We start from the raw sequence: 23,359 nt of genomic DNA, 5'->3' as shown, positions 1-23,359 counted from the left end.
GGAGCGCTTGCCGCATGCGCAGTCGATTGAAGACTATGAAGCGCTGCTGCCATGGAACTGCTCGCCAGAAATGCCACGGTAAACACGAAGCGCTTCTGGCGGTAGGTGTAGTTCATGGATCGGATACGAACGACCGCAACGCACTACCGAATTTGAACGCGACAGCATTGGCCGGTTGCTGGCCAAGCTCAACGCCGATGCACGACAGGATTACGCCTACGACGATGGCGACCGCTTGCTGTCCATCGAGCGTCTTCCGACAGCCAGTGGTAAGAAACTCGGCGTCAGCGAAGAACAACTCGAATTTGCCTACGACCTGCTGGGCCGCCTGATCAAGGAGACCACGGCGCAAGGTGAATTGGCCTACGCATACGATTCGCTGAGCAACCTGACCACCCTGACGCTGCCCACCGGCCAACACCTTAATCACCTGTATTACGGCAGCGGCCACCTGCACCAACTCAACCTCGACGGCCGGCTGATCAGCGACATGGAACGCGACGACCTGCACCGCGAGGTCTACCGCTCCCAGGGCCAACTGACCAGTTGTTTCGGCTACGACGCCATGGGCCGCAAGAGTTGGCAGTTCGCCTCGACCTTGCCGGCGGAAAAACTCTCGCAAATCCACAACCCCGGCATCAACCCCTCGCTGCTGGTCGAGCACGCGTACAACCCGATCCACCGCCGTTACCAGTACGACCCGGCCGGCGAGCTGGTGCGCACCCTGGACAAACTGCGCGGCGAGATCAAGTACGCATACGAAGCCAACGGCCAGTTGCACAGCCGCGACACCGGCAAGTTGGTGGACAGCGAGGAGTTTCGCTACGACGCGGCGGCCAACCGGTTGAATTTCAATACCAGTCAGTTTGATCACGTTAAAGACAACCGGATCAGGCAGTGGCGGGATCAGGAATATGCCTACGATGCGTGGGGTAACTTGATTGAAAAACGCAGTGGCATCAGCAAGCTGCAGACGTTTAGTTATGACTGCGAAAACCGCCTGGTCAGGGCTGAAACGCGGGTTGATGGCAAGCTGGAAAGTACCGGCCATTATCAATACGACAGCTTGGGACGACGGGTTGCCAAGGCTTCAGAGGTCAACGGCAAAACCGAACAGAAGAATTTCCTTTGGCAAGGTTTGCGGATGCTGCGCGAGGAAAGTCCGGGGCAGAGCAGCCTGTATGTTTACGAGCCGGGCAGTTATGCGCCGCTGGCGCGGCTGGACCAGAAAGAGGGTGAGGAGCAGAAGCTCTATTACTTCCACACCGACCAGATTGGTACGCCGCTGGAGATGACCGACCGTGAGGGGCAGATTGTCTGGCAGGCGACGTACAAGGCGTGGGGGGCGGTTGAGCGGTTAGAGGTCAACGCGGTCGAGCAGAACCTGCGGTTTCAAGGGCAGTACTTTGACGACGAGACGGGGCTGCACTACAACACGTTTCGGTATTACGATCCGGAGGTGGGGCGGTTTGTTACGCAGGATCCGATTGCACTGTCAGGAGGCGTGAATTTTTACTCGTACGCACCAAGTCCTAATAACTGGGTTGATCCGTTGGGTTGGTGTTCTACGAAATTAGGCAACAATATGGGCGCGCGACCGGGCGATGGAATGGCGAATCACCATTTGGTGCCTGAAGAACTGATAAAAAGCACTCAGTTCAAAAGTTTGTTTGGCAGGCTGAAAAAAATTGGTTGGGATCCGGATGGAGCTTCTAATGGTATTTTTCTCCCTGGTTCCAAAGACCTCGCACAGGTAACGGGTATGCCAGGCCATTGGTCTAACCACGGCCAGTACACGGAAGCCGTAAAAAATAAGCTGGTAAAACTCAATAACAATTTAGGCAGTTTGACAGATATTGACCTGGCGCTTGGTGTTAAAAATATCCAAACTTGGGCTGCGCAGGGGCTTGAAGGCGGGTTGTTCAAACTTGACTCTATGACTGGTCGATTGCTATGAGGGTAAAAAGATGAAAGATTTGTATCTAATAAAATACGAGCCGGATGGTGAAGGTGCTCCATATTTTTTTGATCTTGATTGGGTTCCGGATCTACCAACTTTTCATTATCCTAGCGAAAATCCAGCGCACGGCACGCTAAGCGCACATTACCGCGCAATAGCTAATATTCCGAAAATATGCGCGGATTGGTTGCCTGATCATTTTTTGGCTTCCAAGGAGTTCTTAGAAGTCTGTGATAGTTTAGAGTGCTCGTATATCAGCCGACCAGTTGAGGTCGTCATTCAAGGGAAGGCGATACAAAAAAAATATTTTTTCTTCGCGGTTACCGAAAGATTAAGAGCTATGGATGCTGAGAGGTCCTTGTTTGTACTTGACAGCAATGTGAAAGTTGATGTGAGCAATTCAAGCGCTCCAAATTATGAGCGCATAGAAAAGCTCGTTATATCGGAAGGTATTGATTCTAATTTATTTTATTTTGAAGAGATAAATGAGATTGTTTGCTCGGCGCGATTTTTGGCCGAATGTATCAAGAAGAATATCTACGGTATAGAATTCAAAAAAATAGATCAATACTATAAATATGCGCCATGGGATGATTTTTAATATGGTTTTTTGCAAAAAACAATGATTTTGCTCGCTGGAGTGTAGTCATAGGGTAAAGACTTCGCGCCAGCGCGGGCCATTACCTGCTGTACCATCTTCTATTTCGGCGAGGTGCCGGACGACAACGTCCCTGTCCCGTTGCAGCGCCTGGAAAACGCCCTCGGCCATTTCCTGCACTTCACCCGCACGGCCGAAGGCGCGCTGACCGACATCAGCGCCACCGGCGGGGTGCGTGTGCACCTGCATTACGACAATCCCCTGGGGCGGCTGACCGACGTGAAGCGCGTCGTCGACCACCAGGCGGTAGAAACACTGGTGCAGTACCGCTACGACCGATAACGGTCAGTTGATCGAAGTGATCAATCGCAACGGTGACTCGATACGGCGCTTCAGCTACGCCGAAGGCGTCATGGTCAGCCACAGCAATGCCCTGGGCCTGAGCTGCCATTACCGCTGGGACAGCATCGACGGCCAGCCCCGCGTGGTCGAGCACTGGACCAGCGATGGTGAACACTTTCATTTTCGCTATGACGTGAAGGCACGCACCACCCGGGTCACCGACGTGCTCGGGCGCGAAGCCGAGCTTCACTACAACGGCAATCATCGCGTCACCTCAAGCCGCGACTTCGGTGGCGAGCGCTACCGCATCGCCATCGACGACAGCGGCAACATGACCGGCCTGACGCTGCCCGACGGCAACGGGCTTGAGCTCAAGTACGACGAGTACTCGCGGCTGGTCGAAGAAACCGACCCGCTGGGGCGCAAGATCAAGTACCGGCATCACCACCTGACTACCCTGGCGACCCAGGTGGACTACCCCGACGGCAGCACCTGGAAAGCCCGCTACGACGCCAAGGGCAACCTCATCGCCGAGGTCGATGCCCTTGGTCATAAGACCGAATACCTCAACGGCGACGACGGCCTGCCACACACCATCATCGACGCCAATCACACGTCCAAATACCTGTGGTGGAACAGCCACGCCCAGGTCGAACGCTTCCAGGATTGCTCGGGCAAAAACACCACCTACCGCTTCGACGAGCGCCAGCACCTGATCGCCGTCACCGACGCGCTGGGCCAGGTCACCACACTGGAACGCAAACCCGATAGCGAAGTGCTGCGCATCCAGCACCCGGACGGCAGTGCCGAGTCGTTCACCTACAACGCCCTCGGTCAGGTCCTGACGCACACCGACGGCAAAGGCCAGACCACGCGCCTGCTGCCCGCCGACAAGCTGTCGCAGGCCCACAACCCCGGCATCAATACCACTGAACGGGATCGCGCCGGCCATTCTCGATGTCGCCGCGCACCTGAAGGGCGGTTATCACCCGCTCAAGCACCTGTTCGAGGTGCAAGCCCGTCGGCTGCCCGTTGCCGACCTTTTCAATGAGCTAACCTCAATTGGAACCACCAATGTCGGTCGCGCCCCGGGTCAATGAGCGGGGGCCGTCCTGCGTCGATCCGTTGTTTCATTTTTGCGCCGTGCGCACAGAGTCAGCCGATGCCGTTTCTGATGCAAAGTCATGGGTGCAGTGGCTGGAACGGTGAAATGGCCGGGCGTATTCGTGCGTTCGACTGGACCCTCACGGAACTGGGTAGCGTCGATACCTGGTCGACGAGCCTGTGCAGTTCGGTGCAGTTGCTGCTGGCCTCGCCTGTTCCCCTGGTGATGCTCTGGGGCAAGCCCGGCTACATGATCTACAACGATGCCTATTCGGTGTTTGCCGGTGGCCGGCATCCGTACCTGCTTGGTTCTCCGGTGGAGCTCGGCTGGCCTGAAGTCGCCGAGTTCAATCGCCAGGTGCTCGACACCTGCCTGGCCGGTGGCACGCTGTCCTTCCGCAATAAAGAGCTGGAACTGTTGCGCAACGGCCAGCCCGAAGCGGTGTTCATGGACCTCTATTACAGCCCGGTGGCCGATGACGACGGGCTGCCGGCCGGGGTGCTGGCGGTGGTCGTGGAGACCACGGCCCACATGGCGTCCGAGCGGTTGCGCGAGCAAACCGAAACGGCCTACCGCGCCGATAACGAACGAGTGCGCCTGGCGCTCAACGCCGGGGCCTTGCTGGGCTCCTTTGTCTGGGACATCAAGGCCGATCTGTTGTCCGGGGACGAGCGATTTGCCCGGACGTTTTCCTATCCCGCCGATCAATCGCTGGCGTTCCTGTCTCCCGAGGCCGCGAGCGAGAGAATCCATCCCGATGACCTGATCCAGCTCAGTCAGCAGGTCGAGCAGGCCTTGAAAAACGGTGGCCCGTTCAATGCCGAGTACCGCATCCGGCGGCCTGATGGTAGCTATGGATGGGTGTTGGCCAGTGGCTGCTGTGAGTTCAACGAACAAGGCCAGCCCTTTCGCTTTCCCGGTGTGCTGATCGACATCCACGAGCGGAAAATCGCCGAAGAGTCCTTGCTCAAGTTCACTCGCAATCTGGAGCAGCGCGTCGCCGATGAAGTCGAAGGGCGGCTGGCTGCCGAAGAACAGCTGCGCCAGTCACAGAAGCTTGAGGCCATTGGCGGGCTGACGGGAGGGGTGGCCCATGACTTCAATAACCTGTTGCAGGTCATCGCCGGCAATCTGCACCTGTTGGCACGCCACGAACCGGACAACGAGAACGTGCAGCGCCGGGTGAATGCCGCGATTGCGGCGGTGGAGCGCGGCGCGATGCTGTCGTCACAACTGCTAGCGTTCGCCCGTCGGCAACCCTTGTCGCCGGCGGTCTACAGCCTGCGGCAGATTTACGAAGGGCTGGGCGAATTGCTGCAGCGGGCGCTGGGAGAAACCATACAGATCGATGTGCAATTGCCGGAAGAGTCCTGGTGCATTCACGTCGACCGCAATCAGCTGGAAAACGCCTTGTTGAACCTGGCGCTCAATGCCCGCGATGCGATGCATGGCGAGGGCACCATTGCTATCAGTGGCAAGAACGTGGAGCTCGATCAGCGGTTTTGCGCGGGCAAGGGCATCAGCACCGGGGACTACGTGCGCCTGTCGGTGGTCGACACTGGCGACGGGATGGATGCGGCGACGCTGAAACAGGCGTTCGAGCCGTTTTTCACCACCAAGGCCGATGGCCAGGGCACGGGCCTGGGGTTGAGCATGGTGTTCGGTTTCGTCAAGCAGAGCGGGGGCCATATCGATATGACCAGCGAGGTGGGGCAGGGCACGCAGGTGCACCTGTACTTCCCCCGCAGCGCGCGCGCGCAGAGCCGCGAGTCGCCCATGCGCAGTGTCCAGCACAGAGGCGGCCACGAGACTATTCTGGTGGTTGAGGACAACGAAGAAGTGCGCAGTGCGACGGTCGAATTTTTGCAACAGTCGGGCTATCAGGTGCTGGTAGCCGCCAATGGCGACGGCGCGATGCAGATGTTGCTGGACGGTGTGGAGGTTGACCTGATCTTCACCGATGTGGTCATGCCCGGGTTGATCAAGAGCTCGGACCTGGCCGCCTGGGCCAAGGTCCAGACGCCTCCGGTGGCGGTACTGTTCACTTCGGGGCACACTCGGGACATCATCTCCAACAACCATCAGCTCAGCCCGGACACCCATTTGCTGAGCAAACCCTACAGTCCGGATGCGCTGATGACCATGATCCGCAGTGTGCTGGCCGGTTGACGACGGCTCCCAGGGCACTGGGCCGATCACCATCAATCGGATCATCGTTAACCGCTGGTCTGATTGACGGTCGACAGCCACCGTCGGGCAAGGCCATTCTGACAACTGGCGAGCGCGTATCATGGTGTTCGCCATCGATCATCCAACGGAGGTGTTCCATGCCGGTGAAACATGACCTGTATCAGGACTTGAGCTGCACTAGGGAAGTCGTTCAGCAAAAGCGCGCCAATGATCCACATTTGAATGCGTTGCTGGATAAATACTCGGTTATCGACGATCTGGTACTGAAGGCGGAGGCCTCGGCCCAGGGCGATGACGATGTGAGGAAGCTCAAGGAAAAACGCCTTTCGATCAAAGACGAAATATCCAAAAACCTGAACGGTTCTGCCAGAACGTGACCCGAGCACGGGGGGCGCAAACGGCCCCCCGTGTTGCAATGCTGTTCAGCCAAGGCCAGGGTCGCTCAATACCTCTTCCTGTGGCGAGGGAGCAAGCTCCCTCGCCACGGGTGCCTCACTCTCCAGAAACTTTCTGAACTGAACGGCATTACCCTCGTGCTGCACCTAATGAGAGGATTGCAGGGCCTTGGCCAGGGGCAAGCGCACCATGTGGCTGGACTTCAGCGAGCCGAAATACAGCCATTGGCCGTACTCGCGAACAGTGGTGATGGGGGCGTAATTACCGCTGCTGGCGTCCTGCAGATTGGCAATGATGTTGCCGTCCAGGTCCACACCCAATGCAAGCGCACGCCGCTCCACCGGCTTGGGCAGCACCGTGAGTGCCCGCACGATCATCTTGCGCACGAAGGGATACGCCGCCGTGCTGTCCAGCAGGGCATTGCGCGGCGCGTACAGCGCCACCCAGAAACGCTCATGACCATTGAAGCTGAGGTTGTCCGGCAAGCCTGGCAGGTTGTCGACGAACACCTCGTGCGAGCCGGCCTTGGGGCCACTGAGCCAATAGCGGGTGATGCGGTAGGCACCGGTCTCGTTGACCAGCACGAAGGCGTCATCGGGCCCGAGCGCGACGCCATTGGCGAATTCCAGGCGGTCCAGCAGCAGCTCGGTCTTGCCCGTCTGAAAGTCGTAGCGCAACAGGCGGCCGTCACCACCGTGCTCGATGATCGCCTCGCCATCATGGCCATAACCCCACCGGCTGGACGCGTCGCTGAAGTAGGCGTAGTGCCCGGTCCTGTCGATCGTGACATCGTCGGTGAAGCCGAACCGCACGCCACCGGCTTCGGTACTCAGGGGAATCAACTGGCCCAGCGAATCGAGGGCCAACAGTCCCTTGATGCCGTCGGCAATGATCAATCGGCCATCCGGGTGACGGGCCAGGCCCAGCGGTCGGCCACCGGTGTCGGTCAACACCGTGAGTGTCTTGCCGTCCAGGCTGGTGCGGATCACGCGGCCGTCGTGCAGGCCGGTGATCAGGTAGTCGTCCTCCAGCAGCAGGGCTTCGGGGCCGTTGATGTTCGCCGCGCCGATGTGCTCCACGCCCTTGAGTATCCGGTTCTCGGCAAATACCCCCGATTGCAGGGACGGCGCGGGCTGCGGTTTCCAGGCCACCGGTTGCACCTGGGTCGGTGCCAGCAGCAGGAACAGGCCGACCAGCACCAGCAGGACGATGAGAAACCCGCTAACGCTGACTCCACGGGGTACACGATTCATCAGGCGACTGCTCCGGTGCGGGTGGGGATACTCAGTTGCGCCTGGTCACGCAAGGCCAGCATCGACGCGGCGGACTCGTGCTCGATGCGCCGTTTGAGCAGCAACTGATTGGCCAGGCGCATCAGCAGGCCACTGAAGCGGTATTCCAGGGTCCGGACGAAGCGCGTGCCAGCGCCTTCGCTGACGCATTCATAGGTCAGCAGCAGTTCCAGGCCATGATCGCCCTGGGCCCGGGCGCACCAGCGGCGTCCCGGCAGGTACTCGTTGACTTCCCAGCTCAAATGCCCGGAGCGACCGCCGGCGTGAATGTCTTCTTCAAAAAGCGCACCCGCGTGCAGTGGCCCTTGCGGGCCCTCGACCTTCAATGACGAGGGGTGCCATTGCGGCCAGAGGGTCGGGCTGCCGGCATAGGCGAGCACATCGATCGGGTCGCGTTCGATGTCGATATGGTGTTGCAGTCGGGTCATGGGGCGGCTCGTGGAGTGATGGTGGGCGTGGTCCGGTTCGGCTTCCCAATACAGTGTGCCGAACAGGTAGTCCATCAGCGGAAAAACGATATTGAAATTGCGGGCCTGCATCAGCTCGCGACGGTGATGCAGTTCATGCAGGCGGCGCATCTGGCGAATCCATGGCAGGCGGGTGACAGGGTTGCCAGGTGGCAGATGCTCGCAGGCGTGGAACACTTCGTAGGTCAGGTAGCCAAGGATCATGCAGCCTGCGAACAGGCCTGCCACATTACCATTGAGCTGTTTGAGCAGCCACCAGGCGGGCAGGGTGATCACCAGGCTGTGCAGCACGATCAGCCAGGCGGGGAACAGGATCACCCGCCAGTCGCGCGCGGTGTCGTAGGTCATGTGGCCGGGCGCGAAAAAGCTGTGATGATCGCCGGCATGGCGGGCATAGAACAGCCGCGCAAAGGCCTTCTTGTGATGCCCCAGGTGACGGTGGACCCCGTAGACCGCGAAGTTGAAAAACAGCAGGGTCAACGGTACCGCCCACCACTCAAGCGGTTGCACCTGATGGACCGTGCTCCAGAACAGACCGATCGCTGTGATCCCGAACACCAGGACGAAACCTGCGTGCAGCCACGGGTTGTAGAGCCGATGAACATCCGCCCGGTAACGGGTACGAAACGCCTGCGTGGTTTGCCTCACTGCGGTCACCTTTTATCCTTGTTATTGATAGAAGATTAGTCGTGGCCAAATTATCCGGCCAATGGATGTTTGTGATAGCTGTTCATCAAGCCGCTGAATGGGCTGGGGGAGACTCCGGCGTGGTCCCTTCAGCATCCCGAGCAGGAGGCAAGCCGATGATCGAGTGCAAACGCGCTTATGCGCCCGCCAGTGAGAGCGACGGCTACCGGGTGCTGGTCGACCGACTGTGGCCCCGCAATTGCCGCAAGCAGCAGTTGCCGCTGAATGAATGGTTGCGTGAGGTGGCGCCCTCCACGGCGTTGCGACGGGCATTCAAGGCCGGCGAGCTGGATTTTTCAGCCTTCCGGGCGGGGTATCGTCAGGAACTGGCGGCCCGGCCTGGTCATTGGTGGAAACTCCTGGAAATCGCCGAACACGGCACGCTGACGCTGATCTATGGCGCGCGTGACGAGACGCAGAACAATGCGCAGGTGTTGGCCCAGTGGCTGGAGGAGGAGCTGGACCGGCGTGCCGATGCCAGTTCACCGGTGTGTTATGCCGAGGAGTTCAAGACGCCCTGATCGCGTGCGCCGCGGGTTCAGGTCAGCGGGTCCCAGCGCTGGGACCAGTCACTGTCGCTCTTGACCAGCTCGCGTAGCAGGTCGAACGCCTGCTGCAACGCGGCCGAATCGCGATCACGGGAGTACACCAGGTAGGTCGGGTAGCTGAATTCGGGGGCCTTGGGCACGCGTTCCAGCACGCCGCTGTCGAGGTAGGACTGGACCACCCGGGTGCGGAAGTACCCGGTGCCACCGTTTTGCAGGAGATACTGCAGCGCCAGCGGGCCGAGGTTGAAGCTCAGTGCGGCCCTGGCCTTGTCCGGCAACGCCGCGTCGTGCTGGCGGCGAAAATCCTGGCCCCAGTCGATGTACACGTAGGGTTCGGGCCGCGACGGCAGTCGCACCTGAATCAACTTCTCTTCCAGGAGTTGTTCGACTTGCAGCCGTGGCCAGTATTCGGGCTGGAACACCAGCGCTGCGTCCAGTACGCCCATTTCCAGTTGCCTGAGCAGGTTGTCGCCGTCGCGGATTTCCGTGCGCAGGGCATAGGTCGGGATATGTTCACGGATCTCACGGGTCCAACTGAGCATCAGCGGGTTGCACAGGCTGACCTCGCCACCGATGTGCAGCACATTGCGGTAACCGTCCGGCAGCGGCAGGTCGCGGCGGGCGGCTTCCCAGGTCTGCACCAGTTGATTGGCGTACACCACGAAGGCCTCGCCATCGGCCGTCAGGCGGGCACCGGCACGGTTACGCACGAACAAGGTGCTGGCCAGCTGGCTTTCGAGCTTCTGCACCCGCGCGGTGATCGCGGTCTGGGTCACGTGCAGTTTGTCCGCGGCGGCGGCGAGGCTGCCGCAACGAACGATTTCCAGGAAGGTACGGGCGAGGTCGATGTCCATGGCGGGTCGCTGATGGGGAGGGTCCGGCAGTGTAGAGCAAGGCGCCGGCAAAGGCTGCTCCGGGGGTAGAAACGACGAATCCCGCCACAAGGGCGGGATTCGTGTAGGGCAAGGCAGGGCTCCCCGTGGGGAAGCCGCTGTCTCAGGCCGGGAACAGCTCGGACAGTTTCATGGCCAGCATCATGTCGCCTTCAGCGCGCAGTTTGCCGCCCATGAACGCTTGCATGCCATCGGTTTCACCGCTGACGATGCCTTCCAGGGTTTCGCCGTCCATGACCAGGGTCACTTGAGCGTCCGGGTTCACGCCTTCTTGCAGTTCGCAAGTGCTGTCCTTGACGACCAGCGAGAAGTTCTTGTCTTCGTCGATACGGAAACCGAAAACCAGGTCCAGGCCGGCAGCAGCGGCTGGGTTGAACTTGGCTTTCATTGCTTGTACGGCGTCAGCTACGGAGGTCATGGTTCGATCCTTTTAGGTGTGTTACAGCAAGGGTCACAGTAATCCGGACTCAACGAAAAGTGATGAGGTCCGGGGCCTTCAGCAGTTGCAGGTGTGCATGACTGTTGAAGGAAGCCAGTGCCACCTCGCATCCACGGAACTTCAGGTGGTTGAGCGAGGTGTTGACGATTTGCCAGTTCAGCTCGAAGGCCTGCCTGGCCGGCATTTGAGTGATCAGGTGGAGCAGGGCGGTAATGGTGCCGCCGGACGTGAACACGGCGATTTTCTGGGTGTTGTCGGCCTGTTCGAGAATGCGTTGCAAGCCGGTCTGGACGCGCTCGACGAAGTCGAGCCAGCTTTCCAGGCCCGGAGGGTCGTAGGTGCCGGCCAGCCAGCGTTCGATGATCAGGGCGAAGATCCGCTGGAATTCACCCCGGTTCTGCGTCGCGTTACGCAAAATGTGCAGCGCTTCGGGTTCTTCGGGCAGCAGGTCCGGCAACAGGGCGCGAATGACGGCATCGGCATCGAATTCATTGAAGGCCGAATCGATTTCCACAGGCGGTACCGGCAGCCCGACCGCGCCAAATTGTGCGAGGGCGCTGTTGGCGGTGTGTTGCTGGCGGCGCAGGTCGCCCGACAGGCAGCGGTCGAAGCTCAAGCCCAGTTCGGCCAGGTGGCTGCCGAGGATTTCCGCCTGGCGCACGCCGATCGACGACAGCACGTCGTAGTCGTCTGCACCGAAGGAGGCCTGGCCATGTCGAATCAGATAGATGCTGCCCACGTCCGCGTCATCCCGGTACGTTGAAGGTTTTGCGAGGTTATGAGGATGCCGGTGAGCTGTCAATGAAAAAACATACGCTTGTTTGAAATGCTCGTTGGGGGCGGTAACAGAAGGTTTCACGGCTGGTCGCAACGCAGTCGCATGGGTATGCTGCAAGCATCCGCGCCCGCGTGTTGAGCGGGGCACAGTCGTTAAGGAGTCAATGTGGAGTTTTTGTCCGAGTACGCAAGTTTTCTGGCTAAAACCGTAACCCTGGTCGTCGCCATCCTGGTGGTGCTGGTCAGCTTCGCTTCGCTGCGCAGCAAAGGTCGGCGCAAGTCCGCGGGCCAGTTGCAGGTCAGCAAGCTCAATGATTTCTACAAGGGCCTGCGCGAGCGTCTGGAGCAGGCACTGCTCGACAAGGACCAGCTCAAGGCCTTGCGCAAGTCCGAGGCCAAGGCTGAGAAAAAACACAAGAAAAAGCCCGAGGCCAAACCCCGGGTGTTCGTGCTGGATTTCGACGGCGACATCAAGGCCTCGGCCACCGAGAGCCTGCGCCACGAAATCACCGCGCTGCTGTCCCTGGCCACGCCCAAGGATGAAGTGGTGCTGCGCCTTGAGAGTGGCGGCGGCATGGTGCACAGCTACGGCCTGGCCTCCTCGCAGCTGGCGCGTATTCGCCAGGCCGGCGTGCCGTTGACCGTGTGTATCGACAAGGTCGCGGCCAGTGGCGGCTACATGATGGCCTGCATCGGCGAGAAGATCATCAGCGCCCCTTTTGCCATCCTGGGCTCGATCGGGGTGGTGGCGCAGTTGCCCAACGTCAACCGCCTGCTGAAAAAACACGACATCGACTTTGAAGTGCTGACCGCCGGCGAGTACAAGCGCACCCTGACCGTGTTTGGCGAAAACACCGAGAAGGGCCGGGAGAAGTTCCAGGAAGACCTGGACGTGACCCACGCGCTGTTCAAGAACTTCGTTGCCCGCTATCGCCCGCAACTGGCCATCGACGAAGTGGCGACCGGTGAAGTCTGGCTGGGGATTGCAGCATTGGATAAACAACTGGTCGATGAGCTGAAAACCAGCGACGAATACCTCGCCGAACGGGCCAAGGGCGCAGAACTGTTCCACCTGCACTATGCCGAACGCAAGACCCTGCAGGAGCGTGTCGGCCTGGCAGCCAGCGGTTCGGTTGATCGCCTGCTGCTGACCTGGTGGAGTCGTTTGACGCAACAACGGTTCTGGTGACCCCTCGCGGTCGATCAGCGTTCGCTTTTGGAAGGAATAGCGGCGGTCAAGCATGAACATGCCGGGCTGAGTGAGTTGTTCTTGTAATGTGGCAGGGAACCGAGGCTGTGGAGACCTTGCCCGTTCGACAGTGTCCATCTCGCCCGGTACCTGCTTGAAGCCATTGGACTCCAGGGCTTCAAGCAGATCTTCGAGGCTCCTGAAATGAACACGGTCAATCTACGGCCAGTCCTCGTGCTCAATATAGACAGCCGTGTTCTCGGTCTTGATTGGGGGTATAGGCAATGTTGCCATCGGCATCACACTACACAATGGCAATGTAATTAAGCGTATCCACTGCAGGTGCATTTTTCCGACTTGTGCCATTGGCGTTTCGTGAGGTGCTGACGAGTTTTCCTGCGATGGTCAAGTGCTGAGTCCATTTAGGCTGACGCTTCTTCAACCAGCCGCAAAGGAATTGCACAATGATCGAGTCTCAAGAGCCCGAAGCCTCAGACACACACGCTGTCCCAATCACTCCCATGCGCGATGGGTTAAAGGCAGCGGTCGAAAAGGCTTTACCCCTGTCGCCGGAGCAGTTCGCCGGCCAACTCATTCAAACGAAATGGGGAGCAGACATTGCACCCCTGACCACGCAGTTGGTCACGCTCAACTACAACTATCACGGCCATCCTGCACAAAACGGGGTTCAGCAGGGTCGGGTAGCGAACGCCCAAAGCCTGGCTCAGGCGTTACTCTGCAACTATCAAACGGTGGGTGACGGACGTTTCGGGGAAACCGCGTTCGGCTTGTACACGCCTCCCGATATCGGCCCGCAGGTACGGTTGGTCGACCATGTCGATGAGTTTGCCTATGTGGGTAATGGCAACCATGACACCTATGAAGGCATCTATCGCCACACGGCCCCGCAAACCTATGGTCCCTTGACGCAGCTAAGGCTGCGACCCGCCGACTTCAAGAAGTGGGTATGGGAACTGGAGCTCAAGGACCAATACCGTGAGTATGTGGAGCGGGCCTGGCCCTCGGATGAGGTGATCGTTGCGCCTGGCGCCTGTGCACTGAGGACGTCGGTCAAGGCGGCCTTTGTCATGGCCGCGTACCTGCAACGGCAGGAAAACACCCTTACACGGCAGGGGTTCGAACTGGCTTTGCGGGCCGCGGGTTTGGCGCCGGATCAACCGTGGCAGCAACTGGCGATCGAGCCGTTGCAGGCGCTCATGCGCGCTCCCAGTCCGGTCGAAGTCGCACGACTGGTACTTTATCGTTACACCGCCAGCGATATATGGAGTTTCCGCCACCGCTCCAGTCCCAGGATAATTCTGTACATCCCGGGCAACTCCTCACCGATCCATGACTTCGTCGATGCCAGGGCCTTGCACCGCTGGATCGTGGAGCAGGGCCAGGATGGGGAGCGAAAGCGGGCGCTGGCGGCCCACTTTGCCGAGGACGACCGTCATGACGGTACCTTTCATGCCGGTGTGTCGACCGCACTGGATGGCATGGCGCTATACCCGCGCCAACACCACCTGAAACAGGGCCACGGATTCTTCAACGACGACGGGTACTGGGACCCGGCCGAGTATGTTCATCTTGAAGTGGTGTCTCCCGGCACCGATCCTTTCGCACAGCTAGCCCTGAGCATGAAGCAGGCGGCGAATGCCAGCATTGAAACCATTCGCGATGATGCGCAAGTCAATCGGGATAACCTGAGTGCGGTGGTCGAACCCATTGTGCAATGGATCAACAGGTTCGGACCTTTGGCCCTGTTTGTGCCGGGGGGTGAGGGCTTGTTGGTGTTGGCCGGGATCATCGATGCCGGGTATGGGCTGGACCAGGCAATGAATGGCAAGCAGCCGGATGATTCATCCGTGGGCGTGACCCGCGTGGTGTTTGGTTTGCTCAATGCACTGCCGCTGTTGGGCGCGGGTGCGGCACTCAAGGGCGAGGGGGCCGTGGAGACGCTGCCAGGGCCGGTGGAGACCCCGGGAGAACCTGTCATCAGGCCCGAGATGCCCGAGGTACAGCCTGTGGAAGCCACACCGTCAGGCACCACCACGCGCCTGGAGTTGATACGCGGCATCGGCGCGCCGGTGGCGTCATTCAGCGATGAGGTACTGCACCAGATCGGCAATGTCAGCGCGGTCGACAACGATATGCTGCGGTTGATGCAGGCGGGGCGCCGTCCGCCGACGCCGCTGTTGGCTGATACCATCAGCCGTTTCAGAATCGATCAGGATCTTCAGCGCGAAACCCTGCAGGCGATCCCCGGGGAACAGGCCACCACTGCCCTGGCGATGCGCTTTCAGGCTCGATATGACAGCTTCCAGCACTCTGACAATGAATGGGTCAGGCTGTTTCAACGTCAGTACCCAGGCTTGCCTAAAGGCGCTATAGAACAACTGCTCGACCGGTCAGGCGTGGATATTCAGGCGCCGCCGACAGTGGCCGAAAGCCGGCGCCTGCTCCGGCGGCTGGATGGCAAGGCCAGCCAGTATCGGCAACACGTTCGGCTCAATCGTGCCTATGAAGGGCTTTACCTTCAATCCATACAAAACCCGGAGACTGACGCACTGGCGCTGCACTCTCTGCAAGCGTTGCCCGGATGGCCGAAGTCGCTGCGTATCGAGGTGCGCGAGGGGTCAGCGGCGGGACGCCTCCTGGATCAGGTCGGGCCGTTCGCGTCCCATGACTGCAGGTACCTGATCAAAGTGGGTCGCCGATATAGCGGGCACGATGCGCAGGGTGTCTATCGGCCGGACGCCCACGATGTCTATCAAGCTGTTCTCGACCTGCTGTCAGAGTCCGAACGTGATGCGTTGCAGCTGCAACCGCTGGATGCCGCGCGCGGCCTGAGGCGGAAAATCAGCGAGCGAACACTGCCGCGTTCCGAACTCATCACCGGGCTTTCGCGAATGGACTCCGGGCTGCTTTTCGAGGCGCCGGGGCTGCGAGGCGGAGGTTATCCGGCGACCTCGCAGGGGGCGGCGTTGACTCGGGATATCGAGATCGTTCACATCAGGTCGATTTACACCGGTTTTACCCCGGCGCAGGCCGCTGAATTTCTGCAGAACCTGGGCGCCGGGGCGATGGAGCAACTGGCGCGGCTGGAAATGCAACTGAGCCAACTCGATCTCGATTTACGCCAATGGGTCGACCAGGTCCTGCAGGAAATCGACGAGATGGCTATCGATTTTCTGGTCGAGGGTGAAGAAGAGGCTCAGGGGATGGATGCGGCCCAGATTGAGCAGGAAAACGTGGAGCGTGCCGACGAGGCGTTTGACCTTGAGCGAGAGGCGCGGATTGAGCTGGTGTCCGAGTTGATGAGCTTCTGGCAAAAACGCGGGCATGTCGACACTCATGTCTATTCGGGCGCGCAACTGCTGGGCTACAAACTGGACCTGGACTTCGAGTACTTCCATTCACTGCCCTTTCTGGCTGCAAAATTCAATGACGTCGTCGAGTTGTCCATGAAAGGTTTCCAGCTGGCGCGACCAGAGGGGCTGGAAGGTTTCCTGGGGTGCTTTCCCAATCTGCGCACCTTGAACATGGAGAGCGTCGACCTGCGACAGGTCAATCCCCACGGAGTGCTTGAGGTGCGCTTGCCGCCTGCGATTACTCGCATGCCCCACCTCACCACACTGAACCTCAAGTCGACCTGGCTGGAACTGACCGAGCAATCGGCGGGGCAGTTGTCTCAGCTGGTGGGTTTGCAGGTGCTGGACTTGAGCGATAATCCGCTGGGCGTCCCGCCGCTGGTGTTTGGCATGACGGATTTGCGCAGGTTGAACCTCGGCGGTACCGGCATTACCCATTGTCCCGTTGGTATTCCTGAACAACCCTCCATGGAATTGCTGGACCTCAGTAACAACCGGATTTCCCGGTTTCCCCCTGCCGTCCTGGTCCAGGCCGTGGCCAGGGACCGGGTCCGCCTGTGGGGCAATCCACTGACGGACGAGGACAGCCTGCGGCGCATCGTTACCCATCGAGAACACACCGGCCTGAATCTTTGGTTGAGCGCCCCCGACCTGAGTGTCACTCAACCGGCGGTGTGGTTGCAGCGCCTGCCTGAGGCCCATGTCGAGCTGATGCGTTTGCTATGGCAGCGGCTGGTCGCCAGGCCCCGGGGAGCGCGTTTTTTGCGAACGATAGAGAGCCTGAGCCGCACCGCTGATTTTCGGGTGGCCTATCCAGTGATTCAGGCGAGAGTCTGGCATTTGTTGAGTGAGGCCGATGCCTCGGAGGAGTTGTGGGGGGTGTTGAGCAGGGATGTCGCGCTGTCGACGCTGGATGCCGAGAACCCCTTCGCCAGTTTCACGCGCCTGGAGAACAAGGTCAGGTTGTACAGGGACTGGGTCCACACGGGCAGACCGATTCCGATCGAGGATCTGCTGGGGGGCTGATGAAGACAGCAAGTCTTGAACCCCGGGGCGGGGTTCAAGGCCTTGGCCCGTTAGCGGCGACGGAACAGCGGCAGCGGTTCGTCGGTGGCGGCCTGGTAGGTCACCGAGAAGTCCTTGAGGCTTTCCAGGGCTTCATACGGGTCCTTGTCGGCGCGCAACGCGTAAGCGTCGAAACCGCAGCGACGCAGGTAGAACAGCTGGTCGCGCAGCACATCGCCGATCGCCCGCAGCTCACCCTTGAAGCCATAACGGTCACGCAACAGGCGTGCGTTGGAGTAGTTTCGCCCGTCGGTGAACGCCGGGAAGTTCAAGGCAATCACCTGGAACTGATCGACGTCATCACCGATTTCCTCGGCTTCTTCTTCGGCATCCAGCCACACACCCAGACCGCCATCGCGGGCCTTGAGGGCGTGAGCATGTTCACGCCACAGGGCCAGCGGGACGATCAGGTCGTCGCAATTGGAGATGCCGTCGAGGGTCGCGTCCTTGGGCAGCAAGTGCCAGGTTTCGTCGACGACCTCGTTGTTCTTAATGATTCGCTGCATAGACGCGTTCCTTGAAGAGGTCGATGCCGATACGTTGATAGGTGTCGATGAAGCGTTCGTCTTCGGTACGTTGTTCCACGTACACGTCGATCAGCTTCGAGATCACGTCCGGCATGTCGTTCTGGGCGAACGACGGGCCGAGGATCTTGCCCAGGCTGGCGTCGCGGCTGGCGCTGCCACCCAGGGACACCTGGTAGAACTCTTCACCTTTCTTGTCCACGCCCAGGATGCCGATGTGGCCGACGTGGTGGTGACCGCAGGCGTTCATGCAACCGGAGATGTTCAGGTCCAGTTCACCGATGTCGAACAGGTAGTCCAGGTCGTCGAAACGGCGCTGGATGGCTTCGGCAATCGGAATCGACTTGGCGTTGGCCAGGGAGCAGAAGTCACCGCCGGGGCAGCAGATGATGTCGGTCAACAGGCCGATGTTCGGGGTGGCAAAGCCTTGCTCGCGCAACTCGCCCCACAGGGTGAACAGTTGGCCCTGCTCAACGTCAGCCAGAATGATGTTCTGCTCGTGGGAGGTGCGCAGCTGGCCGAAGCTGTAGCGGTCGGCCAGGTCGGCAACGCCGTCGAGCTGCTTGTCGGTCAGGTCGCCCGGAGCAACGCCGGTCGGCTTGAGCGACAGGGTCACGGCCACATAGCCCGGCTTTTTGTGGGCCAGGGTGTTGCGGGTGCGCCAGCGAGCGAAGCCCGGGTGCTGCTTGTCGAGCTCGGCAAGCTCGGCGACCTGGTTGCTCAGGGCCTTGTAGTCCGGGTCGACAAAGTGTTTGGCGACGCGATGCACTTCGGCGTCGGTCAAGGTGGTCTGGCCACCGCGCAGGTGCTCCATTTCCGCGTCGACTTTCTGGGCGAAAACCTCGGGCGTCAGGGCCTTGACCAGGATCTTGATCCGCGCCTTGTACTTGTTGTCGCGACGGCCATAGCGGTTGTACACCCGCAGGATGGCGTCCAGGTAGCTCAACAGGTCTTGCCACGGCAGGAACTCATTGATGAACGCGCCGACCACCGGGGTACGGCCCAGGCCGCCACCGACCAGTACGCGGAAGCCCAGCTCACCGGCGGCGTTGTGCACCGGTTCAAGGCCGATGTCATGGACTTCAATCGCGGCGCGGTCGGAGGTCGACCCGTTGATTGCAATCTTGAACTTGCGCGGCAGGTAGGCGAATTCCGGGTGGAAGGTGGTCCACTGGCGCACGATCTCGCACCAGGGGCGCGGGTCGATCAACTCGTCGGCGGCGACACCGGCGAACTGGTCGGTGGTGACGTTGCGCAGGCAGTTGCCGCTGGTCTGGATGGCGTGCATCTGCACGGTGGCCAGCTCAGCCAGGATGTCCGGGATGTCTTCCAGTGCCGGCCAGTTGAACTGCACGTTCTGCCGGGTACTGATGTGGGCGTAGCCCTTGTCGTAGTCGCGAGCGATCCTGGCCATCATTCGCGTCTGGCGCGAAGTCAGTTGGCCGTAAGGCACGGCAACCCGCAGCATCGGGGCGAAGCGCTGGATATAAAGGCCATTTTGCAGGCGCAGGGGGCGGAATTCTTCTTCGCTCAGTTCGCCTGCCAGATAGCGTCGGGTCTGATCACGGAACTGCTTGACGCGGTCCTCGATGATCCGCTGATCGTACTTGTCGTATACGTACATATAAGTCCTGTTCTCAGGCTTGGGCTACTCGCAATCCGCTGCGTTTCTCGCTCGCTTGACTGTGAAAACGCCTTGGCAATTCTGCGCGCACGGCCGCGCACTCCCCACGGAGCCGGGGCAAGATATCAGTTTGCGTTTATGCGCAAAAGTGATGTTTTAGTATATATAAAGAACCAAATCGACTAATGAGACTGATTGCTATACGACCCTCAAGTTGTCGTGCGGGCAATCATCGACTTAACTGTGATCGAGTCTTTATGCAATCACCGATAAAACCGACAAGAGGCGATGCAATGAGCAACCCGACCAAAGCACAGAAGAGCGACAGCAGCGTCGATGCGTGGGCAATCCTGTTCCTGATCCTCCTGGTAGTGGGCACTGCGGTGTACTGGGTCAGCCATCAATAAGTCCGTCAAACCGGGCCCTGATCCGACGGTTGTCGGACAAAACGCCAATTAATCGCGATTTGCCAGCATTTCGCTGGCTATAATGCGCGGCTGGTGACCGGGCCCGGATGTTCAATGTTCAAGTTTCTTTATGGAATGGTGCTGACGGTTTGCGCGGTCTACGGACCCGGCGCGCAAGCCGAGTCGGTGCTATTCCTTAATCCCGGTAACTCCAGCGAAGTGTTCTGGGTCAGCTATACCCGGTTCATGGAGGCCGCCGCCCGGGACCTGGGCATTGACCTTGAGGTGCAATATTCCGAGCGCGTGGCCGAGACCACGATCAAGCAGGCGCGCGAGGCCTTGTTGGGGCCGCGGCGTCCGGACTATCTGGTGTTCGTCAACGAGCAGTACGTGGCACCGGAGATCCTGCGCCTGTCCCGGGGCAGCGGGGTGAAGCTGTTTATCGTCAATAACAGCCTGACCGACGACCAACTGGCGTTGTTGGGCGATCCTCGGGAAAAGTACCCCGAGTGGCTCGGTAGCCTGGTCACCAATGACGAGGAGGGTGGCTACCTGATGCTCAAGGAGTTGATCCGCTTGCATCCCGCCGCCCCTGGCCAGCAGCTCGAGCTGCTGGTGTTTTCCGGATTGAAGATCACCCCCGCTGCGCAGTTGCGCGAGAAAGGCATGAGGCGTGCGTTGCGCGAGCATCCCGAGGTCGTGCTGCGCCAGTTGGTGTACGGTGCCTGGAGTCGTGAGCGGGCCTACGAACAAGCGCAGCTGCTCTTCAAGCGCTACCCCAAGGTGTCGCTGATCTGGTCCGCCAACGACGAGATGGCGTTCGGTGCGATGCAGGCTTACGAAGAGTCCGGTGGCATACCGGGCGAGGGTGCAGTGTTCAGTGCGGTCAATACCTCACCGGCTGCTTTGCAGGCCCTGCTGGACCGGCGCCTGAGCGTGTTGCTGGGCGGGCACTTCAGCCTGGGCGGCTGGGCGCTGGTGCAATTGCATGACTATGAACAGGGCGTCCCGGTCGACCAATATGGCGGTCGTGATCGACAGGTTCCGTTGTTGCAGCTGATTGACCGGTCACAGGCCAGGCGCATGCTGGCGCAGCAAGACACCCAGGACTACGGGGTGAACTTTCGCAGCCTGTCGGCCAAGCATCGTCCGTTGAGCTATCGCTACCCGTTCAGCCTGCAAACCCTGATGCACTGAGACGCCGATCAAATTCCGGCCAGATGCACCACCAGTTTCACGATGCCGAACAGCGTCAACGCAAAGACGGCGGTGAACACAATTCCCAGCACCACGAAATGACTCGGCTTGCCGTGGGTGAAGTCGCGGGCGCGGTTTTTGCCGCTCTGCACGCCGAAGGCCGCCGCCAGGACGCTGTGCAGCATCTGCCAGAAACTGGGTGGCTTGTTGTCGACTGGATCGTCCATAAATCCCTCGTCACCGGTGGGTGTGAGGCAAGCATAGTCAAATCTGCGGGGGGGAGTGGGCCAGCACGCCGGTGCCCGCTACAGGGCTTCCATCGCCAGCAACCGTCGATCCACCGTGACAATGGCTTGCACCATCGCCTGTGCCGCCGGCGTCAGTGAATGGCCGGCGCGGCTGACCACGCCGTAATGCAACTGCAGGCCCGGGTCATCCCTGGGGATGTCGGTGAAGGTCAGCAAGCTGATCTCGCCCTTTCTGGCCAGTTCGCTCAAGGCCTCCATGGTGGCGATGCCGACGGCATCGGAACGCATCACCACGCGGCGGATCGCATCGAACTGGGCGCATTCCACGCGAGTCTCGAAGTCGGCTTCGCCCATCACATCGGCGAGGATCTTGCGGATCATCGGCGGAATGCGCGTACCCACCACCGGGTAGTCGAGCAAGGCGCGCAGTGGCAGGTTCCCGGCGCGGGCCAGCGGGTGTCCGGTCCGGCAGAAGAACCGTCCGCGCCGGGGGCTCAGCAGTTGCACCTGATACTGCGGGTCGCCCGTGAAGTAGCGCGCGTCGGCCACCAGGAATTCGATCTGTTGCTCCTTGAGCCAGACCGCCAGTTGCTCCCAGTCGCCCTGATCGAAGCGGGTGCGGATCGCCGGGTGGGCGCTGATGAATTCGGCCAGCGCTTCCGGCACCAGCAATTGCGCGGGGTAGGGGCCGCAGCCGAAATGCAGTTCGCCGCCGGTCAGGCCGTTGTATTGCATCAGTTCGTTGTGCAGGGCCTGGCTACCGGCCAACAACCGCCTTGCATGCTGCAGCACCAGTTGGCCCTGGCCCGTCAGGCGGAACTCGCGACTGCTGCGTTCCACCAGCGCGCAATCGAGGTCGCGCTCCAGGGTCTGGATACTGCGGCTGAAGGCCGGCTGGCTGAGATTGATCGCCTCGGCGGCCCGCACAAAACTGCGGTAGTCGGCCAGGGCAACCAGGTGGCGAAGCTGACGGAGGTCCACTATGCGTCTCCTGCATTTGATGGATACTTTTAATGCATTTGATCGATAGCACAGGGGCTGGCATAAGTACAATCCTCGTTTACCTTCAGCGGTCGCTCATGTCCGATCAAACCTTCGCTTCCAGCGCCTTCACCCGCACCATTCTCAGTCATGCCCGGCAGATCGGCCTGTGTGAGGAGGAGTTGTTGCAGCGTGCCGGCATCAGTCTGTCGTGGCTCGATGATCAACAGCAGCACATCCCGGCACGCTTGGTGGAACAGCTGTGGCGTGAATGCGAAATCGCCGGTGTCGGGCGCCACTTTGGCTGCGAGCTGGTCAACGGCATGGCCACCAGTTGCCTGCAAGGCATGAACATCCTGCTGGATTCGGCCGCGACCCTGCGGGTCAGCCTGGGCTGCTTTACCGACTACCTGCCACGGGTCACCAATCACGTGCTGGCCGAACTCGAAGAGGTGGACGGCGAGGCTCGCCTGCACCTGCGCCCGGCCCAGGCGCTGCCACATTTTTTTGGCCTGGACGCGGCCACGCTCAGCCTGGTGCGCAATATCTCCCGGCGGGTCGGTACCGCGCCAGGCGAGCTGTTCAGTCATGTCCGGCTGGCGCCCGGACAAGCCGCTGGAGACTGGCTCGGCGGGCAGGGGGTGCGTGTCGAAGCAGGCGAGCACCCGTGCCTGATCCTGCCGCTGCACGCCCTGGATTTGCCGCTACTCAGCGCCAATCCGTTCCTGCACCAGAGCATGCTGCGCCATTGGCAGGTGGCGGCCCCCAGCGACACCCGCAGCGACAGCCTGGAGCTGGCTCGGCACTGGCTGACGGCGGGCGACCAGCCCATCGAACGGATCGCCGAGCGCCTGGGGTATCGCCAGCCCAGCAACTTTATCCGTGCCTTTCGCAAGCAGTTCGGGATCACCCCCAAGCAGTTTCGTCTGGGGCATTTCCAGGCGTGCGGCGATCTGGCGTGATATCCGGATGATCATTTTTTGTCGCGCCGCGCTTGCGCCTATTGTTTGATTGTTGGGCATTTTGACCGGGCTGAGTAAATCTGACCGGAGCCTA

The 23,359-nt window shown here is 60.3% G+C and carries 18 protein-coding genes and 2 pseudogenes; 11 read left to right on the top strand and 9 right to left on the bottom strand.

Features of this window, described 5'->3' with window-relative positions; all coding sequences use genetic code 11:
* Nucleotides 1-118: 118 nt before the first annotated feature.
* The 6 genes and pseudogenes from CKW25_RS24250 to CKW25_RS24230 all read left to right on the top strand — a co-directional run.
* Nucleotides 119-1,562: pseudogene (locus CKW25_RS24250) on the top strand (RHS repeat domain-containing protein); the annotation flags it as partial.
* Between the two features lie 23 nt (nt 1,563-1,585).
* Nucleotides 1,586-1,957, top strand: a complete 372-nt coding sequence (locus tag CKW25_RS27435; RefSeq protein ID WP_371855202.1) for an AHH domain-containing protein — start codon at nt 1,586-1,588, stop codon at nt 1,955-1,957.
* Between the two features lie 10 nt (nt 1,958-1,967).
* Nucleotides 1,968-2,561 (top strand): Imm43 family immunity protein, encoded by a 594-nt coding sequence (locus CKW25_RS24245; RefSeq protein WP_095083290.1) that lies wholly within the window; start codon nt 1,968-1,970, stop codon nt 2,559-2,561.
* A gap of 96 nt (nt 2,562-2,657) precedes the next feature.
* A pseudogene (locus tag CKW25_RS24240) lies at nt 2,658-3,783 on the top strand (type IV secretion protein Rhs); the annotation flags it as partial.
* 279 nt (nt 3,784-4,062) lie between these two features.
* The gene (locus CKW25_RS24235; protein ID WP_095083287.1) at nt 4,063-6,174 is read left to right on the top strand and encodes a PAS domain-containing sensor histidine kinase; all 2,112 of its coding nucleotides are present in this window, start codon (nt 4,063-4,065) and stop codon (nt 6,172-6,174) included.
* 158 nt (nt 6,175-6,332) lie between these two features.
* A complete protein-coding gene (locus CKW25_RS24230) occupies nt 6,333-6,572 on the top strand; it encodes a DUF465 domain-containing protein (RefSeq protein ID WP_095083285.1) in 240 nt (79 codons plus the stop codon).
* 165 nt (nt 6,573-6,737) lie between these two features.
* On the opposite strand, the gene CKW25_RS24225 is transcribed toward CKW25_RS24230, so the two are convergent.
* Both CKW25_RS24225 and CKW25_RS24220 read right to left on the bottom strand, forming a co-directional pair.
* Nucleotides 6,738-7,844 carry an SMP-30/gluconolactonase/LRE family protein gene (locus CKW25_RS24225; protein WP_095083283.1) on the bottom strand — a complete coding sequence of 369 codons (1,107 nt, stop codon included), beginning with the start codon at nt 7,842-7,844 and terminating at the stop codon, nt 6,738-6,740.
* Nucleotides 7,844-8,998: an SRPBCC family protein gene (locus CKW25_RS24220; protein ID WP_095083292.1), complete on the bottom strand. Its 1,155-nt coding sequence runs from the start codon at nt 8,996-8,998 to the stop codon at nt 7,844-7,846. The genes CKW25_RS24225 and CKW25_RS24220 overlap by 1 nt, the downstream gene beginning before the upstream one ends.
* 155 nt (nt 8,999-9,153) lie before the next feature.
* Here CKW25_RS24220 and CKW25_RS24215 point away from each other — a divergent pair, with 155 nt between their 5' ends.
* Nucleotides 9,154-9,558: a DUF488 domain-containing protein gene (locus tag CKW25_RS24215; protein ID WP_095083281.1), complete on the top strand. Its 405-nt coding sequence runs from the start codon at nt 9,154-9,156 to the stop codon at nt 9,556-9,558.
* A 17-nt stretch (nt 9,559-9,575) separates the two neighbouring features.
* Here the strand turns inward: CKW25_RS24215 and CKW25_RS24210 are convergent, their stop codons facing one another.
* From CKW25_RS24210 to CKW25_RS24200, 3 genes are all read right to left on the bottom strand, one after another.
* Nucleotides 9,576-10,439: a LysR family transcriptional regulator gene (locus tag CKW25_RS24210; RefSeq protein ID WP_095083279.1), complete on the bottom strand. Its 864-nt coding sequence runs from the start codon at nt 10,437-10,439 to the stop codon at nt 9,576-9,578.
* Nucleotides 10,440-10,581: 142 nt separating this feature from the next.
* On the bottom strand, nt 10,582-10,896 hold the full coding sequence (locus CKW25_RS24205; RefSeq protein WP_095083277.1) for an SCP2 sterol-binding domain-containing protein: 315 nt from the start codon (nt 10,894-10,896) through the stop codon (nt 10,582-10,584).
* Nucleotides 10,897-10,945: 49 nt separating this feature from the next.
* A complete protein-coding gene (locus tag CKW25_RS24200) occupies nt 10,946-11,656 on the bottom strand; it encodes a histidine phosphatase family protein (protein ID WP_095083275.1) in 711 nt (236 codons plus the stop codon).
* A gap of 204 nt (nt 11,657-11,860) precedes the next feature.
* Between CKW25_RS24200 and sohB the strand changes: the two genes are divergently transcribed.
* Both sohB and CKW25_RS24190 read left to right on the top strand, forming a co-directional pair.
* The gene (gene sohB, locus CKW25_RS24195) at nt 11,861-12,883 is read left to right on the top strand and encodes a protease SohB (protein ID WP_095083273.1); all 1,023 of its coding nucleotides are present in this window, start codon (nt 11,861-11,863) and stop codon (nt 12,881-12,883) included.
* A gap of 521 nt (nt 12,884-13,404) precedes the next feature.
* Complete coding sequence (locus tag CKW25_RS24190; RefSeq protein WP_256578017.1) at nt 13,405-17,283, top strand: dermonecrotic toxin domain-containing protein; 3,879 nt, start codon at nt 13,405-13,407, stop codon at nt 17,281-17,283.
* A gap of 50 nt (nt 17,284-17,333) precedes the next feature.
* Here CKW25_RS24190 and CKW25_RS24185 read toward each other — a convergent pair whose 3' ends face one another.
* The gene (locus tag CKW25_RS24185) at nt 17,334-17,828 is read right to left on the bottom strand and encodes a DUF934 domain-containing protein (protein WP_095083269.1); all 495 of its coding nucleotides are present in this window, start codon (nt 17,826-17,828) and stop codon (nt 17,334-17,336) included.
* Nucleotides 17,812-19,470: a nitrite/sulfite reductase gene (locus CKW25_RS24180; protein WP_095083267.1), complete on the bottom strand. Its 1,659-nt coding sequence runs from the start codon at nt 19,468-19,470 to the stop codon at nt 17,812-17,814. Before CKW25_RS24180 ends, CKW25_RS24185 begins: the two co-directional genes overlap by 17 nt.
* Before the next feature lie 521 nt (nt 19,471-19,991).
* Here CKW25_RS24180 and CKW25_RS24175 point away from each other — a divergent pair.
* Nucleotides 19,992-21,074 (top strand): ABC transporter substrate-binding protein, encoded by a 1,083-nt coding sequence (locus CKW25_RS24175; protein WP_095083265.1) that lies wholly within the window; start codon nt 19,992-19,994, stop codon nt 21,072-21,074.
* A gap of 8 nt (nt 21,075-21,082) precedes the next feature.
* Here CKW25_RS24175 and CKW25_RS24170 read toward each other — a convergent pair whose 3' ends face one another.
* Together CKW25_RS24170 and CKW25_RS24165 are read right to left on the bottom strand one after the other, a co-directional pair.
* A complete protein-coding gene (locus CKW25_RS24170; RefSeq protein WP_095083263.1) occupies nt 21,083-21,301 on the bottom strand; it encodes a DUF2970 domain-containing protein in 219 nt (72 codons plus the stop codon).
* A gap of 78 nt (nt 21,302-21,379) precedes the next feature.
* Nucleotides 21,380-22,303 (bottom strand): LysR family transcriptional regulator, encoded by a 924-nt coding sequence (locus tag CKW25_RS24165; RefSeq protein WP_095083261.1) that lies wholly within the window; start codon nt 22,301-22,303, stop codon nt 21,380-21,382.
* A 98-nt stretch (nt 22,304-22,401) separates the two neighbouring features.
* Here CKW25_RS24165 and CKW25_RS24160 point away from each other — a divergent pair, with 98 nt between their 5' ends.
* Nucleotides 22,402-23,265 (top strand): AraC family transcriptional regulator, encoded by an 864-nt coding sequence (locus CKW25_RS24160; protein WP_095083259.1) that lies wholly within the window; start codon nt 22,402-22,404, stop codon nt 23,263-23,265.
* Nucleotides 23,266-23,359: the final 94 nt, after the last annotated feature.

The organism is Pseudomonas sp. Irchel s3h17 (assembly GCF_900187505.1).
Taxonomy (GTDB): Bacteria; Pseudomonadota; Gammaproteobacteria; order Pseudomonadales; family Pseudomonadaceae; genus Aquipseudomonas.
Note: the sequence above shows the minus strand (reverse complement) of the source record. Positions and strands in the feature narration are given on the sequence as shown.